The sequence below is a fragment of the Shimia sediminis genome (assembly GCF_003990645.1).
GTDB lineage: Bacteria > Pseudomonadota > Alphaproteobacteria > Rhodobacterales > Rhodobacteraceae > Shimia > Shimia sediminis.
In genome coordinates this window covers 53,780-69,140 of the sequence record NZ_RYZK01000005.1, presented here as the reverse complement: position 1 = coordinate 69,140, position 15,361 = coordinate 53,780, and the positions used below count along the sequence as shown (strand labels likewise).

At 61.2% G+C, this 15,361-nt stretch carries 15 protein-coding genes, 1 tRNA gene and 1 pseudogene; 5 read left to right on the top strand and 12 right to left on the bottom strand.

Annotated features, from left to right (window positions below; all coding sequences use genetic code 11):
- Positions 1–42 precede the first annotated feature (42 nt).
- Together EK369_RS12375 and EK369_RS12370 are read left to right on the top strand one after the other, a co-directional pair.
- Positions 43–119 (top strand) — tRNA-Met (locus EK369_RS12375).
- Positions 120–284: 165 nt separating this feature from the next.
- Positions 285–1,205 carry a CehA/McbA family metallohydrolase gene (locus tag EK369_RS12370; RefSeq protein WP_127114573.1) on the top strand — a complete coding sequence of 307 codons (921 nt, stop codon included), beginning with the start codon at positions 285–287 and terminating at the stop codon, positions 1,203–1,205.
- A 130-nt stretch (positions 1,206–1,335) separates the two neighbouring features.
- Here the strand turns inward: EK369_RS12370 and EK369_RS22155 are convergent.
- The 5 genes and pseudogenes from EK369_RS22155 to EK369_RS12345 all read right to left on the bottom strand — a co-directional run.
- A pseudogene (locus EK369_RS22155) lies at positions 1,336–1,512 on the bottom strand (GntR family transcriptional regulator); the annotation flags it as partial.
- A 99-nt stretch (positions 1,513–1,611) separates the two neighbouring features.
- A complete protein-coding gene (locus tag EK369_RS12360) occupies positions 1,612–2,298 on the bottom strand; it encodes a DUF1045 domain-containing protein (protein WP_127114572.1) in 687 nt (228 codons plus the stop codon).
- Positions 2,299–2,600: 302 nt separating this feature from the next.
- The gene (locus tag EK369_RS12355) at positions 2,601–2,876 is read right to left on the bottom strand and encodes a hypothetical protein (protein ID WP_127114571.1); all 276 of its coding nucleotides are present in this window, start codon (positions 2,874–2,876) and stop codon (positions 2,601–2,603) included.
- Positions 2,869–4,692 carry a Na/Pi cotransporter family protein gene (locus EK369_RS12350; RefSeq protein WP_235871416.1) on the bottom strand — a complete coding sequence of 608 codons (1,824 nt, stop codon included), beginning with the start codon at positions 4,690–4,692 and terminating at the stop codon, positions 2,869–2,871. The genes EK369_RS12355 and EK369_RS12350 overlap by 8 nt, the downstream gene beginning before the upstream one ends.
- A gap of 200 nt (positions 4,693–4,892) precedes the next feature.
- On the bottom strand, positions 4,893–5,624 hold the full coding sequence (locus EK369_RS12345; protein WP_164726985.1) for a glycosyltransferase family 32 protein: 732 nt from the start codon (positions 5,622–5,624) through the stop codon (positions 4,893–4,895).
- A gap of 269 nt (positions 5,625–5,893) precedes the next feature.
- Here EK369_RS12345 and ilvD point away from each other — a divergent pair, with 269 nt between their 5' ends.
- Entirely contained in the window at positions 5,894–7,747 is a 1,854-nt protein-coding gene (gene ilvD, locus EK369_RS12340) for a dihydroxy-acid dehydratase (RefSeq protein WP_127114569.1), read from the top strand.
- Between the two features lie 130 nt (positions 7,748–7,877).
- On the opposite strand, the gene EK369_RS12335 is transcribed toward ilvD, so the two are convergent.
- The 7 genes from EK369_RS12335 to EK369_RS12305 form a co-directional block, all read right to left on the bottom strand.
- Positions 7,878–9,032, bottom strand: a complete 1,155-nt coding sequence (locus EK369_RS12335; RefSeq protein WP_206198084.1) for a thiolase family protein — start codon at positions 9,030–9,032, stop codon at positions 7,878–7,880.
- Positions 9,013–10,518, bottom strand: a complete 1,506-nt coding sequence (locus EK369_RS12330; protein WP_127114567.1) for an AMP-binding protein — start codon at positions 10,516–10,518, stop codon at positions 9,013–9,015. Before EK369_RS12330 ends, EK369_RS12335 begins: the two co-directional genes overlap by 20 nt.
- Before the next feature lie 10 nt (positions 10,519–10,528).
- Complete coding sequence (locus EK369_RS12325) at positions 10,529–11,065, bottom strand: biotin transporter BioY (RefSeq protein ID WP_127114566.1); 537 nt, start codon at positions 11,063–11,065, stop codon at positions 10,529–10,531.
- A gap of 100 nt (positions 11,066–11,165) precedes the next feature.
- Positions 11,166–11,762, bottom strand: a complete 597-nt coding sequence (locus tag EK369_RS12320) for an energy-coupling factor transporter transmembrane component T family protein (RefSeq protein WP_127114565.1) — start codon at positions 11,760–11,762, stop codon at positions 11,166–11,168.
- Complete coding sequence (locus EK369_RS12315) at positions 11,762–12,436, bottom strand: energy-coupling factor ABC transporter ATP-binding protein (RefSeq protein WP_127114564.1); 675 nt, start codon at positions 12,434–12,436, stop codon at positions 11,762–11,764. Before EK369_RS12315 ends, EK369_RS12320 begins: the two co-directional genes overlap by 1 nt.
- A gap of 127 nt (positions 12,437–12,563) precedes the next feature.
- The gene (locus tag EK369_RS12310) at positions 12,564–12,788 is read right to left on the bottom strand and encodes a DUF1127 domain-containing protein (protein WP_127114563.1); all 225 of its coding nucleotides are present in this window, start codon (positions 12,786–12,788) and stop codon (positions 12,564–12,566) included.
- Between the two features lie 116 nt (positions 12,789–12,904).
- Positions 12,905–13,495: a hypothetical protein gene (locus tag EK369_RS12305; protein ID WP_164726984.1), complete on the bottom strand. Its 591-nt coding sequence runs from the start codon at positions 13,493–13,495 to the stop codon at positions 12,905–12,907.
- Between the two features lie 168 nt (positions 13,496–13,663).
- Here EK369_RS12305 and rpe point away from each other — a divergent pair, with 168 nt between their 5' ends.
- Both rpe and EK369_RS12295 read left to right on the top strand, forming a co-directional pair.
- The gene (gene rpe / locus EK369_RS12300) at positions 13,664–14,353 is read left to right on the top strand and encodes a ribulose-phosphate 3-epimerase (RefSeq protein ID WP_127114561.1); all 690 of its coding nucleotides are present in this window, start codon (positions 13,664–13,666) and stop codon (positions 14,351–14,353) included.
- A gap of 126 nt (positions 14,354–14,479) precedes the next feature.
- Complete coding sequence (locus EK369_RS12295; protein ID WP_127114560.1) at positions 14,480–15,355, top strand: lysophospholipid acyltransferase family protein; 876 nt, start codon at positions 14,480–14,482, stop codon at positions 15,353–15,355.
- Positions 15,356–15,361: the final 6 nt, after the last annotated feature.

Genomic DNA, 15,361 nt, shown 5'->3' with positions numbered 1-15,361 from the left:
CTTGACCCCACGCCGCGACTCCCCTAAATCGCGACCCACCATGGCGGTATAGCTCAGTTGGTTAGAGCAGCGGAATCATAATCCGCGTGTCCGGGGTTCAAGTCCCTGTACCGCCACCAAGAATTCCCGAAGCCCGGATGTACCCACATCCGGGTTTCTTTTTTGCGGCACAGCGCGCGCATCGTCTTCACAAACAAGTGGAGCGCCGCGCGCAATTGGCTACAATTGCCCCCAAGATATTTCGCAACGACTATTTCGATGTCCGCAAGCCTTTGGAGCACATCATGATTCCCCTCGCATTTTCAGCTCCCGGTCAGTTTTGGCGCGGCAATCTGCATTGTCATTCCACCCACTCTGATGGCGTGCTTGACCCGGAAGAGGTGTGTCACCGGTATCGCGCAGAAGGCTATGATTTCTTATGTCTGTCAGACCATTTTACCGGTCAGTTCGACTATCCGATCACCGATACGTCGGGTTTTCGAACCAAGGCGTTCACAACGCTCATCGGGGCTGAACTCCACAGTGGAGCGATGCAAAACGGAGACCTCTGGCACATTCTCGCGGTCGGCCTGCCGCAGGATTTTGCGCGACCCGATGCCCCGGACTTCCGCGCCCATCCGGGTCAGGAAAGTGGGCCGGATATTGCGCGCCGGGCACGGGATGCCGGGGCCTTTGTGGTCATTGCACATCCGCAGTGGTCGGGTTTGACGCTGGACGATGCACTCAGCATGGATGCGGCCCATGCGGTTGAGGCCTATAACTACGAATGCGAAGTTTCGAGCCAACGTGGCGATGGCTTCCACTTGGCTGACCTCATGCTGTCAGAGGGGCGTCAGATCACCCTGACGGCCTCGGATGACGCGCATTTCAAACTGGAGGATCATTTTGGTGGTTGGGTGCGTGTGAAAGCCAAAGACAACACGCCCGACGCCCTGTTGGCCGCGCTCAAGTCCGGCGCCTATTACTCTAGCCAGGGTCCCGACCTGCATCACATCGAGCTGCGCGGAGCGAAGCTTGTCGTGCATTGTTCGGATGCGGTGGCCATCATCGTGCAGGGACATGGAAGCGCCACGCGCGCAGTACATGCCGAGCGTCTGACGTCAGCGGAACTGCCGGTTGAGCGGTTCCGCGGCGGCGGTTGGCTGCGCGTGACAGTAGTGGACGACAAGGGCCGCAAAGCCTGGTCAAACCCGATCTGGCTCTGACCTCACCCGCCAGCCGCATCCAGCGTCTTGGCTTCCTACCAATCCGCCTGGCCTTTTCTAGGGTGTCGTGAAACCGCACCCGGCGGCCAAGCGGATAGTCGGCCTGGGTTTGCGCTAAAAAAACGCCCGATCCACGCCGGGCATAGATCAGCCCGTTCTCGGCAAGATCGCGCAGAGCACTGCGAATGGTGTGGCGGTTGACCTCAAATCGTTTGGACAGCTCGGCCTCGGTTGGCAGTTTGTCCGCCTGCTGGTAGTGCCCTGCGGAAATGTCCTCGGTCAATGTGCGGGAAATGGTTTCCCGCACCGGGGTCTTTTTCTGAAAGCGGTTCGCGATCGGGGCACTTCAATTGCGGCCAGGAGGGTCTGTGTCACAAATTCCGTGCCGCGCGACAAGCACGCAGCGTCAGGCCCCCAGTCGAAACCGGCGCACCTCGTGGAATCTGCCGTCCTCGTCCTCTCCCACCAGGGTCAGTTCCTCGATGCGGAAGGGTCTGGGCAGAAGTGGTTCGAACTGAGGCTTCAGCCGGTCCATCAAGGGCGCAACCTGCGCCTGCGCCACCCGCCCGGTCAGCGTGATGTGAAACCGGAATGCCTCCATGACATAGGGGTAGCCCCACGTCATCAAGAGCGCCTCTTGCCGATCGCTCAGGTTGGCTCGGCGACGGCGTGCAATTTCCGCCGCGCTCGCCGGGGCGCGAAACGAGTCCAGACCGGCAACGACGGCCCCGGCCATCTGCGTCAGCGGCGTCTGATCCCCCTTGACGGTGAGCGCCACAAACCGCCCCAATCGGCTGAGTTCAAGCCCGTCGAGGGTCACTGGCACAAGGCTGGCGGCCAAGTTTGCGCAGGCTGTTTCCAAAGCGGTTGCATCCGTGCCGGAGGCCAGCCGAAAGGGCGGCTTGAGCGTGCCGTGAAACCCATAGTTTCGCGGTGACGCGGTCAACTCTGACACATCGAAGCCAAGACCGGACACCTCGGGGTGTGCAACAGCCTTGCCTGTCGCAAGATCCCAGCCCAGCCAGGAGGCGCCGAATGCGGCCAAAGGACCCTGCGGGGGGGTGTAGTAGACGGCATATCTGTTAAATTGCACTGGCAGCCCCTTTTGGTTTTCCCTGGCTCACTCAAATCGATGCGACAGAGACATGACACAAGAGACAATCTTCGCCAATGCCCAGCTGGTTGCGCCCGACGAAGTGCTGACCGGATGCCTGGGTCTGCGGGGGGCAAGATTGCCGACATCGCAAGTGGCTCATCGGTGCCCAAGGGCGCGATAGATTGAGGTGGGGATTTCATCGCGCCCGGTCTGATTGAATTGCACACTGACAATCTGGAACGTCACATCCACCCGCCATCCCGTTCGACCGTGCACCTGACGGGTGGCACCAGTCAAAATCACGTCTCTGCGCGATCCGCCTCGATCTGCTCACGCAGCCACTCGCCCCGCTGGATCTGTTTTTGCACCACGTCCAATTTGGCTTCGAGCCGCTCTTTCTTTGAAACCTTGAGCGTCTCGGCAATCTCGGTCTTCAGCGCGTCTTCTTTCACCCGCAGCTTGCCAAGCACCTTGTCGACGTGGTCGGGCTCGATCTTGCCCGCTTTGTTCTGTGCAAGACGCTCGTAATAGTCGTCCAGTTTGCCGATGCTCTTGCCCAAACCCATCTCAGTCATCTCCCCGCCGCGTTGCCATGGCCATTTCTTCGGTCTCGTCTTCGTCCAGTGACAGGATGCGCTCGACTTCGTCCACGCCGGTTTCAGTTTCCGTATGCAGCCGCTTGCAGGCCTCGATCATGTCCTTGATCGCCTCATAGCCATATTGCGAATCGTTGATAAGCGAGGTCGCCTCGGCTGCCGACAGGCTACCATCCCTGATTAACGCCTCTGTGACATGAATTGTATCCTTGTAGGCCCGCTTGGCCTGAACCCGTTCCTCATCCAGCCAGAGCGCGCTGCGCCGGTCAGGCTCTTCGTTGCGGACCTTGTCCATTTCGACCAGCATGCGGGCGATTTCGGCGCGAATGGCATTGTAGAGCACGGTCGTCGCGCCCTGATCGCGTGCCGTGTAGCGCGTGGCATTGCCGCGCAGGTGTTTGACGGCCTTGACCGCGCGTACCACCCGACCGGCGCCGTCGCGCATATCATGGATGCGCTGCAGGATCGCTTCCGGCGCACCTTTGTCGCCCAGCCCAACGCGAGAGGCGAACTCGACAATGGCCGCATGCAGGGGCTTGATCTGTTGGTCATAGGCCAGATCATAGTCGAGCCCCACCGGGCTCTGGCTGGCCTCAACGACGGCGGCAATGTCCGGAGCGGTCTTGAGCGCCGCGAGATCCAAATTCAAACCCTTGGCAATCAGGGTTTCCGCGTTTTGCATCAGGTGGCCCAGTTCCTTGCGCATGGCCTCTTCGGCGACTTCCGGAAAGTCGTCGGTGGCATCGGTCAGATAGATGGGCGAGGCCGTGTCCGAACGCGGCGCGGCAATGCGATGTTCCAGGAAACGGATCAGTCTTGACAGGACAGGCAACATCATCCCCACGCCCAGCAGGTTAAAGATCGTGTGGAACACGGCAAGCTTTAGCGCATAGTCCTCTTGCGCAATACCCACCGCCGCGCTGAGGGTGTCCACCGCCTGAACCAGAGGCACGATCAACACCAGCGCCACCACCGCCGTGGCCAGGTTGAAGATCAGATGGGCCAGCGCCAGCCGTCGCCCCTGATAGTTCGCCGTCAGCGCTCCGATCATCGCGGTGACAGTGGTGCCAATGTTAGACCCAATCGCCAGCGCCAGTGCATTTTCATAACTGATCTGGCCCGTCGCCAGCGCGGTGATGATGATGACCATCGTGGCGTGGCTGGATTGCATGACCACGGTCATGACGGCACCGATCAGCGTGTAGATGATCAACCCCAAGAGCCCCGGCAGGGCAAAGCGGTTCAGGTCGAACTGTTCCTGAAAGCCTTCGAACCCTTCTTTCATGTAGTGAATGCCAAGAAACAGGAACCCCATGCCCGCCAGCACCAAACCAACCCCGCGCATGTACTTTGACGACTGAAAGACCAAGACCACAGCAAAGGCCAGCATCGGCATCGCATAGGCCGCGATGTCGACCTTCAGACCAAATCCCGCCACCAGCCACGCGCCGGTCGTGGTGCCGATATTGGCGCCAAAAATGATCGCGACACCGGCGGTCAGCGTGATCAACCCGGCGCTGAGAAACGAGATCGTCACCAGGGTGACCAGCGATGACGATTGCATCAGCGTCGTGGTCAACATGCCGAACCCCAGCGCCCGGGGTATCGAGGCCGTGGCCTTGGCCAGGATCTTTTCCAGCAACCCGCCCGAGAACAGCTTGAACCCATCTTCGAGCATCATCATGCCAAACAAAAAGATTGCGACGCCCGCCGCGATCTCTTGCAAATCCGGCTCTGCCCAAAAGCCCAGAACCAACAGACTCAAGGCAATGGGAACAATCAGTTTGCGGATCACGGGCGGCTCCTCGGTGGGTATGCGGGATCACTATGGCGCTGCATTGTTCCATGATTCAATACCAGAAGATGCGGCCAAATGCAGCGCGGCAGGAGGTTTTCAGGACTTGCCAAGTGCAGGGAAAAAAGGCCCCGGAGGCACCCCTTCAGCCCGCATCTGCGCTCAATTCCAAGTGCACAAGCCCGGCTGTGTGACCTGGCTTAATGCCAGTGCCGACTAAGTTTGCGCCAGGCCACGACGATGGACATCGGCTTCCAGCTGCCCATACCGAAATGCAGCACTTCCCGCTTGTGAAACGCCGGGCGATCCACAAACCGCACGCCGTCAATCACGACCGAGCGCGTCTTACGCAACTCGCGCACTAGGTCCGGCGCGCTGTGACCGCGGTCTTCCAGCCAGTCATAGATCACATCCGTAAACACACCGGGGCCGGTTTTCTTGATCGTCCAATCCGGGCGTTGGTCGATGAAGAAAGGGTCTTTCACGTTGATCTCGATCCGTCGCACGGTCTCGGCCAGGATCGGGTGGCCGGGCGCAAAGGCAAAGGTCCAGTTGGAAAAGGCCACGATATTGTCGTGCCACCACAGCGACAGGTTATAGGCGCCACCGGATTGCACGTGACCCTCGGGCTGCCAGTCGCGCAGCTTGTCGAGATAATCGCCGTCGATCCCGATCACGGCTGTGTCCGTTGGCTGCATCCATTGCGAAAGTGGCTTGCGGCAAATGGTGTCGGCGTCGGTGTAAAGCCCACCGTGATGCAGCACCACGAGATAGCGCCAGAAATCCGACCGCTCGACCGGGTTCAAACCCAGGTAGGTTTCCAGATGGTTCGGCCACACGGTTTTGATGAAGCTCAGGCAATCGCCATCATCGTGCAGCTCAACACGCCACTCGGGGTTTTTGTCGACCCAAGACCTGATCCAACGCCGCATTGGACGCGCCATTTGCGCGACATCCTTGGTCTTCCAGGTCTGGAAAACCCGACGTGGGATCGTGGGGGCAGGGGGTGTTATGGCGTCGTCCTCAAGCTGGCTCTTGCGGACATTAAGAACTCGCCGTCCGAGCTACAACGACAGTTTTGGTTGAATTACCCTTGGCCCGCGCAATATTTCCCCCATATTGCCTTGCAAATCACCCGTTACGATGGCACCCGTCAGTGCCAGACCCGACATCCGGACAGCCATTCTCAAGGAGACCCGCAATGCCTGATCTTCGTTCCAAGACGTCCACCTTTGGCCGCCGCATGGCCGCCGCCCGCGCGCTGTGGCGTGCGACCGGCATGAAAACCGAGGATTTTGGCAAACCGATTGTGGCTGTGGTGAACTCGTTCACCGAGTTTGTGCCGGGCCACGTGCACCTGAAAGACATGGGCCAACTGGTCGCGCGCGAGATCGAAAAGGCCGGTGGTGTTGCCAAGGAAATGAACACAATCGCCGTGGATGATGGCATCGCCATGGGTCACGACGGCATGCTCTATTCGCTGCCCTCACGCGAAGTCATCGCCGACAGCGTCGAATACATGGCCAACGCCCACTGTGCCGACGCGCTGGTCTGCATCTCGAACTGTGACAAGATCACGCCGGGCATGCTGATGGCCGCCATGCGTCTGAACATCCCCGCGGTGTTTGTCTCGGGTGGTCCGATGGAAGCGGGCAAGGTCATTCTGCAGGATGGCGAACACAAGGCCGACCTCGTCACCGCCATCGTCGGCGCGACCGACGAAGACCGCTCGATGGAAGAAGTCGACAAGCTGGAACGCTCGGCCTGCCCGACCTGCGGGTCGTGCTCGGGCATGTTCACCGCCAACTCGATGAACTGTCTGGCCGAGGCGCTGGGCCTCGCGCTGCCGGGCAACGGCTCGTTGCTGGCGACCCACTCCAAACGCCGCGGCCTGTTCGAAGAAGCCGGTCACAAGATCATCGAGCTTTGCGAACGCTGGTACAGGGACGGGGATGAAACCGCCCTGCCGCGCGGCATTGCCAACTTCAAGGCCTTTGAAAACGCCATGGCGCTGGATATTGCCATGGGTGGCTCGACCAACACCGTGCTGCACCTTCTGGCCATCGCGCACGAAGGCGAAGTGGATTTCACCATGGCCGACATGGACCGCATGAGCCGCCAGATCCCGCACCTGTGCAAGGTCGCGCCCTCGACGCCCAAATACCACATGGAAGACGTGCACCGCGCAGGCGGCATTGCCCGCATCCTGGGTGAGCTGGACCGCGAAGGCAAAATCCACCGCGAGTGCGCTACGGTGCATGAAAAAACCGTTGGGGAGTTCATCGACAAATGGGACGTGCGCCGCGAAACCGCAGGCAACGAAGCGCGTGATCTGTTCATCGCCGCCCCCGGTGGTGTGCGCACCACGCAAGCCTTCAGCCAGTCGCGCATGTACACCGAACTGGATCTGGACATCGAAGACGGTTGCGTACGCGACTTTGAAAACGCCTACTCGGAAGAGGGCGGGCTTTGCGTGCTGTTCGGCAACATTGCCGAGCAGGGCTGCATCCTGAAAACCGCAGGCGTCATCAAAGAGATGTATGAGTTCGAAGGCACGGCCAAGGTCTTTGAATCCATGGAAGACGCCATGCACGGCATCCTGCAGGGCGAGGTGAAACCCTATTCCGTCGTCGTGATCCGTTACGAAGGTCCCAAGGGCGGTCCAGGCATGCAGGAAATGCTCTACCCGACCGCCTATCTGAAGTCGAAAAAGCTCGACACCACCTGCGCGCTGTTGACCGATGGCCGGTTCTCGGGCGGCACCGCGGGTCTGTCGATCGGCCACGCCTCGCCGGAAGCCGCCGAAAAGGGTGTGATCGGCTTGGTGGAAGATGGCGACAAGATCAAGATCTCGGTGCCTCAGCGTTCCATCCATCTGGATGTGAGCGACGAGGTGTTGGCGGAACGCCGCGCCAACCACCCGCAGGCCGACAAGAAGGTCTGGAAGGCGATGGGACGCCCGCGCGCCGTGTCCAAGGCGCTCAAGGTCTACGCGGCGCATGTGTCTAACGCGTCTACTGGTGCCGTGCGTGTGCTGGAAGAAGACGACGAGTAAGCTATTGAAACTGAATTTGAAACGGGGTCGCATTGGCGGCCCCGTTTCGCGTTTCAGGGGCGCTGCCCCTCTTGGCCCCGGAACAAGTCCGGTGCCAATTCACCCCGGAGTATTTTGGGCAAGATGAAGTCTAGAGAGCGATGGGTCTGAAAGCTGCCGTGAGCCCCTGTCCGCCGCCGATACCGATCATCGCCATGGCAAGGGCGTTTTCCGGGGCCGGGGTGCGCGCCAGCTGGGAAAAGAGCCGCGTGACAAGGATCGCGCCCGACGCGCCGAAGGGATGGCCAAGGGCGATGGCACCACCCTGTCGGTTGGGCAGATCAGCGGGCAGGCCAAGCTGATCCAGGCTCGCCAGAACCTGCGCGGCAAAGGCTTCGTTGAATTCAAGATGGGTGAGCTGATCCAGCGACAGGTCCGGACGGCGTTGCAGCAGTTTTTGGGTAGAGGCGACCGGGCCAATACCCAAAAGATTGGGATCAACGCCCGCGCTCGCGGCATCCTCAAACCCGAGCACACGCTTATGGCCGAGAACGTGCGCGCGCGCGGCCGAGGTCACCACCACCGCCGATGCCCCGTCGTTCAACGGGCAGCTGTTGGCGACGGTCACCGTACCGCCCTTGGCAAAGGCCGGACGCAGGCGGGCAAGTCGCTCTGCTGTCAGATCAGCGCGGGGGCATTCGTCCCGGGTATGGCCGTTGATGGGGACAATTTCTGTCGAAAAGCTGCCCTCAGCTTGCGCGGCTGTCGCACGTGCGTGGGATTGCAGGGCAAAGGCGTCCTGCCGCGCGCGTGAGACAGTGTAGTGCTGCGCCACGTTCTCCGCGGCCATGCCCATCTCCGGATCACCGATGTCGTCCGGTGCAAAGCGTGCCCGGTCATACGGCGCGCCTCCCGGCAAAGTCCGACTGGGTGTGCGGCTGTGGCTTTCGACACCGCCCGCCACATAGACCTCACCCGCACCTGCCTGGATCAGGCGGCAGGCGTGAATGACGGCTTCCAGCCCCGCGCCGCATTGGCGGTCCGTGGTGACGCCGGGAATGGCGACATTGCCCCATGCGTGAAGTGCGGCCAGTCTCGCGACATTGCCGCCGGGGCCAGCGGCATTGCCAAGAATGACATCGTCGATCTCATCCGCTGCGACGCGCGCGTCTTCGACCACCGCCCGCAGTACCGGCGCCGCCAGGTCCTCTACCTCAACGTCCCGAAACATGCCGCCTGCGCGTCCGATGGCGCTGCGGCGGGCGGCGATGATGACGGGCTGGCGCTCAGGCGGTAAGGCGGTCAAGGCGCGCATCCTCCTGATCCAGCCATTCCTGCAGCGTGGCGCGGGCGATCTTGCCGCTGCTGGTCAGCGGCCAGTCGCCGGTCCTGAAAATCTGCCGCGGCAGTTTGTACCGTGGCAGGCTGAGCGCCAGCCGCGCGCGAATTTCGTCGGCCTCGATGTCGCCCTCGACGATGGCGACAATCTCCTGCCCACGCGACGGATGCACCCGCCCCAGCACAATCGCGCCTTTGACGCCCGGCAATGCGGCCAGTGCGGTCTCAACTTCCTGCGGATAGACATTGTGCCCCGAGGTGATCACCATGCCGCCCTCGCGTCCAAGGATCGACAGGCTGCCATCGGTGTTCAGCCGCCCGATATCGCCAACTGTCGCCCAGGGGCCTTCGCGACGAAACCCGCTGTTGCGACCGCCCCAGAGATAGCCATCAATCGCCAGATCACCGCGCACAAAGATTGTTCCGGCGCTGCCTTGCGGCACCTCGTGGCCGTCTTTGCGAATGGACAGTTCGACATGCGGAAAAGGGCGTCCGACACTATGGGCCGGCGCTGATGAGCTGTCGCGACCATGGGTGTTGAGGCTGACAAACCCCAGCTCTGACGCGCCATAGTATTCATGGATGCGCGCCCGTGGAAAAACCTCTTTCGCGCGCGCCAGCAGCGTCGGATCCAGTTTGGCGCCCGCCGTGGTGATCTCGGCGATCTGGTCCTGCGGTGCCCCATGGCTCAACGCCCCCAGCAGGGTTGGCACCGCCACGATGCGGCGTGCCTCGGCCATGGCGCGATGGGCACCCGGCAGATCGAACCGCGCGATGCCATGAAAACCCGCGCCCAACTCCAGCGTTTCGGCCAGCGCATACATGGTGATGCCATGCGCCAGGGGGCCAGGGGCAAAGGTGTGGCTGCGGTCTGTCAGGGCAAAGGCCTCGCGGCTCGCATCCAGCGACGCCCGCCAGGAATGGCGCGCTCGGGCAAAGGCCTTGGGGCGCGAGGTTGTACCCGAGGTGAAACCGACAAGAAAAATATCCTCTGGCGCACTCCACGGCAGTGGGGCAGGCGCTGCCAGAAACCCCTCAAAATCATCCGTGTCCACACGGATCACAGGAACGCCCAGACGGGTCGCGGCCTCGATCAGGGCCGTTTGGCGCGACAGGCAAAACACCGCATCCGGCGTCAGTTTGACCAGAGTTTGTTGCAACAAGCTGTCGGGCCAGTTGGGATCAAGCAGCTCAACCGCATGCGGCGTGCTCATTGCTGTCGCCAAAAGCGTGGCTGCCGCCGCGTGGTTGCCAACGGACAGCGCGAACAGGCGGCCCTGTTCCGGCAACCTCAGGGTTTCACGGGGGCGGCCCGGCAAAGCCGACAGCGCGCCGTGCAGTCGGGCGATCCGGTCGTGCAACGCGCCATAAGTCAGCCGTGCACCAGACATGTTGACCGCCAGCGCATCGGGGCGTTGGCGGGCATGCATGTCTATGGCGTTGCGTAAGGGCAAGCGCCCTCCTTCAGAGGTTTGGATAGGCCCGGCGCAAGCCCCGGACAATGATCGTGGCCAGCACCACCTTTACCAGATCGCCCGGCACATAGGCCACCATGATGGTCAGCGATTTTGCCAGGCCCAGTTTGCCGACAAAGGCCATCCACGGAATGCCGATGGCATACATCAGCACAATGCCTCCAAGCGCGATGGAAACCGCCGTCATTGCAAAGCCCGCGCCGGGGGCCTTGGACACAAGATACCCGATCAGTGCGGCACAGAGCGGCCACGCCAGAATGAACCCGCCCGAGGTGCCCGCCAGCACGCCAAAGCCACCGCGCCCGCCCGCAAGCAACGGAAGACCAACCGCCACCAGCACGACGAACAGCAACAACGCCAATCCACCCCGACGTGCGCCAGCGACCGCGCCCGCCAGCATGACCCCCAGCGATTGCGCTGTAATGGGCGGCAGGGCCAGTCCGGCAAAGCTGACCGGCGGCATCAGGCCAAGCGCTGCGGTCAAAGCCGCGAAAAGAGCGATATAGACGATGCTCTTGGTGTCCATTTCAGTGTTCCTCTTGCCTGTGTTGCGCGTGTTTGCTTGGCGCGGCTGGTAAAAAGCCGACAGGATCACGGCAAGGGCAGCTGCCACGTTGCGGCGTCTTTTAGGGACGATATCCTCGAGAGTCGATGGCATCCGAAATATCATCCGCCATCTTGAGGGTGCGGATCGCCACTGGCATGGCGACGGCAATCACCGAGCGTTCCAGCCCGCGCGCTTTTTGCGCCTCGCGCACGTCCTGCGTGATCTGTGCCAGCACCGGGATGAACCGCAGGGCCAATGAAATCGCCAGCCCGATCTTTGCGGGATTGACGCCCAGCGGTCGCAGGACCCCCAAGGCCCAGGTCATGGTGTCGATCATGTCGCTGGACCGCGTTGTCAGCGTCACCAGGCTTGCCAGCAGGATCAGCGCCGCCAGCCGCAGCACCACATAAGCCGCCAGAGTCACCCCGGAAAACCACCACTGCAGGGCAAAGAACAGGACAAAGATCCACAACAGGGGGCGCAGCTGTTGCCAGGCCTGTTTCATTGTCAGCTGTGCCAAACGGTAAAGACCCAGCACCACAATCAGCGCGGCCAGCGTGACAACCAGGCTCTGATTGAGAAACAGCGCCGTTGCCCCCACCATCAGCGCCAGCATCTTCGGCCCCGGTGACATCCGGTGCAGGATCGACGTGCCGGGTGCGTAAAGGTCCAGCATCAGCTCATCCGCTCGACGTAGAAGGGGATCGCCTTGTCCGGTGTGTCATCAGCAACAATGCGCCCCTCGTCAAACACGATGACCCGGTCAAATTCCTGCAACAGCTCCAGATCGTGACTGGCCAGGATCACGGTCTGCTCCAACGCGTCAATCGCGCGGGTGACCCTGCGCTTGTTGCGCAGATCCAGCAGCGTTGTCGGTTCATCCAGTACGACATAGGCAGGCTCCATCACCAGCACGCCGGAGATTGCCAGCAATTGTTTCTGCCCCCCTGACAACAGGTGGGCAGGGTGCTCGCGCAGATCGCTCATGTCGTACCGGGCGAGGATTTCCGTGGTCTTGCGGGCGATGTCCTCTTTGGAGAACCCAAGGTTCTTCATGCCAAAGGCCAGGTCCTCTTCCACCACGGGAAAAACGATCTGGTTGTCAGGGTTCTGAAACACAAACCCAACCTTGCGGCGCACATCCTTGCCATCGGACTTGGTGCTCATCCCATCCACGCGCACCGTGCCCTCGGATGGCAGAACCAGGCCGTTCAGCAATCGCGCAAACGAGGATTTGCCAGACCCGTTCGCCCCGATGATGGCGATACGCGCCTCACCCAGCGACAGGGAAATGTCGCTCAGAACCGTGCGGTCTCCATAGCGTAGCGTGACGTTGTCGATCTCGATCATGGCGGGCCTATCCGAAAGGTTGCGCGCTCATAACGCAAAAGCGCCCGCCTTTGAAGTGCGCTCTCATGCCCCCCGAAATGCAAGAGGGCGGCCTAAGCCGCCCACCGTCAGGGTCGATCGGGACCGTTCAGTAGCCCGCACAGTCGCGGAAAACGTACAGAACGATGTCTTCGCGCCGCAAACCCATCTCTGCCAGTTCATTGTCAGTCAACGAGTTCAGATAAGTGACGCGCTTTTGGCGCGAGCTGGCCTCACCCAGAGCGACCATGCCGCGGCCCAGAGCCACGAAGGGAGCCGCCAGGACGTGCAGGACGGAGGCGCCGAAACCAGTGTGATGTGCAGTATGTGCCATAAGAAGCCTCAAATTCAGGACATGTGTCCTCCCTTGGGACCTATGTGTGCCATGCCGCTGCAAGCCACCAGCGACAATTGCGTATGCCCGCCTTGCACTTGGCGCAAGGCTTGGGCTCAGAGCTTGCCGGCAGCTTCGATGGCAACAAAATCATAGGTAAAGGGCGCCTCTCCGGGGTCCTTCATCTCGACAAGATAGGCAAAGCCGAATTCGGGCAGGTAATTCAGCCGCTCTTCATACCCGTCCAGCGTATGATAGATCGAGAGGATCGGGATCATGTCATAGCTGCAGGTGCCGATGGTGATCTCGGTGTTGGGGCCATAAATGTGGCTCTCTTTGCCGGGGTGAATATCTCCCTGATCATTGACCAGCGTCTTGACGTCCCAGCGCCCGCCCGGCGTTGGCGGCCCGACCTCTGATGGCTTCACCGGATAGGCAAAGGTAGAGCGCGTCCCCTGAACGACCTCGCCGTCTTCCGTGTCAAACACCTCGACCACATAGACCCCACCCATCAGCAGATAGTGCGCGCCATAGCCCTGTCCGTCATCGTAAATGCCGCGTACGAACCCGTTGGGGCCGGTCTTAAAGGTTTCGGTTTCACCGCCAGCGTTGCGCAGCATGACGCCGCCTTCCATGTCGGCACGTGTCGGGCACTCGGCGATCAGGGGCGAGGCTAGGCAGGACATCAGCAGGGGCAGGGCGCGCATATGTGGCTCATCGGTCAATTGTAATGTCTGTCCTGCGTAGCACGCGCATCCGGCCTACGGCCAGTATTTCCCGGCACCAGGCCATGAAACGCAGTGATTGCACTTTTGCGCCGTGCCACTCATGTTCCGCCCAAGATCCGAATCACGCGCTTACGAAAGGCCCGTCTCATGAGCTTTGACCGTTCCATCAAGATCGCCCCCTCGATCCTCTCTGCGGATTTTGCCAATTTCGGCCAGGAAATTCAGGCCATCGAAGCGCAAGGCGCCGACTGGGTGCATGTTGACGTGATGGACGGCCATTTCGTGCCCAACCTCACCTTTGGACCGCCCGCGATCAAAGCTTTTCGCCCGCATGTCAAAACCTTCATGGACGTGCACCTGATGATTGCGCCGGTCGACCCCTATATCCAGGCCTATGCCGATGCAGGCGCTGACATGATCGTCGCCCATGTCGAGGCAGGCCCGCATCCGCACCGCACCCTGCAAGCGATCAAGGCCACCGGTGCCAAGGCGGGGATCAGCCTCAACCCCGGCACACCCGCCAACGTGATCGAGCACCTGCTGCCGCTCTGCGACATGGTGCTGGTGATGAGCGTGAACCCCGGCTTTGGCGGGCAAAAGTTCATCCCCTCCAGCGTCGACAAGGTGCGTCAGGTGCGCGAGATGATCGGGGATCGCGAGATTCACATTCAGGTCGACGGCGGGGTGGACCCCAACACCATCGGCCCGCTGGTTAAGGCTGGAGCGGACTGTTTTGTGGCAGGCTCTGCCGTGTTCAAGGGCGGCTCTGTCGACACTCCGGAAGTTTATGGCGAAAACATCCGCGCTCTGAAGGCCGCGGCACAAGCGGCGCAATAGTATTATCCTCGTCGCAAATACCTGATTTCGGCCTGAAACCGCGCATGGGGTGACAAATGCGTGCAGTGGTGCCGTGGCCGGGGCGATTTCGGTTGGTATTGACCGCAAACACGTCCATACGGTGCCATGATCCCTGCCACGCTAAAATCAGTCCTGCATCACGCCAGATACTTCCCGTTGTGGTCGGCGCTTACCCTGTGGCGGTGGCGCGCCTTTGACCGGCGTTCTCGCGGGCTGGGGACAACATTGGGCTTGGTGATGCGCTGGTTCCCTCCGGCCAGACGCCGCTTTGCGGCCCAGGCAACCCGTGTCTTCCCCGACATGAAGCCAGGCGCGCGCACTAAACTGGGCCAGAGCATGGGCCGTCATATGGGGCGCACACTGTTTGAAATTTACCACCTCGCCGAATTTCAGACCCATCATCACAAGTTTCGAACCTCTGGCCCCGGCCTTGCGGCGCTGAAAGCGGCCCACGCAGCCGGCAAGGGGGCGATCATCGTGTCCGGCCATTTCGGACAATGGGAAGCGGTGCGCTCCGTGATCAAGATGCACGGGCTTGAAAGCGGCGCGGTGTATCGCCCGCAAAAGAACCGCCACTATCAACGCCGTATCCTGGCCGGGATCGAGGCCGGGGGAAAACCCATTCTGGCGACGGGCCGCGTTGGCACAAAGGCTCTTGTGCGCCACCTGCGGGCTGGCGGCATCATCTCGATCCTGCTGGACGAGAAATACGCCGAAGGCGTGCGCTTGCCGTTTCTCGGGCATGACGCGCTGACGTCGCTCTCAGCCGCACAGCTTGCGCTCAAATATGACCTCTTGATGATCCCGGCCTACGGTATCCGCGTTGATGACGGCAACGCGTTTCGGGTGGAATTCGAAGACCCAATTCCCCATACGGACAGCCACACGATGACCCGCGCCTTCAATGACAGCCTGTCCGCGCGGATTCTGGAAAACCCCGAGCAATGGTACTGGATGCTGAGACGCTGGGACAACGCGTGAGAGTTT